This is a genomic window from Vibrio sp. D173a (assembly GCF_030248475.1).
On sequence record NZ_JAHGAH010001202.1, the window covers coordinates 1 to 596 of the forward strand.

Annotated in this window: 1 protein-coding gene; it reads left to right on the forward strand. The window is 44.5% G+C overall.

Annotated features, from left to right (window positions below; all coding sequences use genetic code 11):
- Nucleotides 1–133: 133 nt before the first annotated feature.
- Nucleotides 134–596: ABC transporter transmembrane domain-containing protein (locus KIV40_RS32300; RefSeq protein WP_285353434.1), on the forward strand; the 463-nt coding region annotated here is incomplete at its 3' end.

The following is a 596-nucleotide window of genomic DNA, read 5'->3' on the forward strand; positions in this document are numbered from 1 at the left end:
TTAAACGGATATTGGATTTTAATTATAGTGGACCTTGTCAACTAACTCTTTTTGGGTTACCTTTGTACCGTAAACGATTAACGCCCATCCATACCTGTTAATAGAGCTCCCCAACGCTCAAAGAAAGACCTATATGACTAAGTCTCAGTTTTTCGCGCATTACCTGCGCCTAAATCGTAAGTCCTATCTGCTTGCGATAATTTTCATTTTTCTCGTTAACTGGCTGCAGGTGGAGATCCCACGCTACATTCAGTTGGCGATCGACCTGATTGATGATGCATCAAGCGCGGGTCACCAGCAGTTGAAAACCTACATCACAATCATCGTAGTGATGTCGGTATCGATGATCATTGTCCGAATCTGGTCACGAATTTACGCACTTAACCCGGGCCGTATTACAGAAGCTTCGCTAAAAAATACGCTTCTGGAAAAGCCCAATCGACTGCCAAACAGTTTCCACTCTCAATTCGCATCTGGCCGACTAATCTCGATCATTAATAATGATTTGCAGGGGGTTCGTTTGCTGTTCGGTGTTGGATTTCTGCAGTTCTTCAATGCCCTGTTGGCACTGTCTTTAACGCCGTTGTGGATGTGGC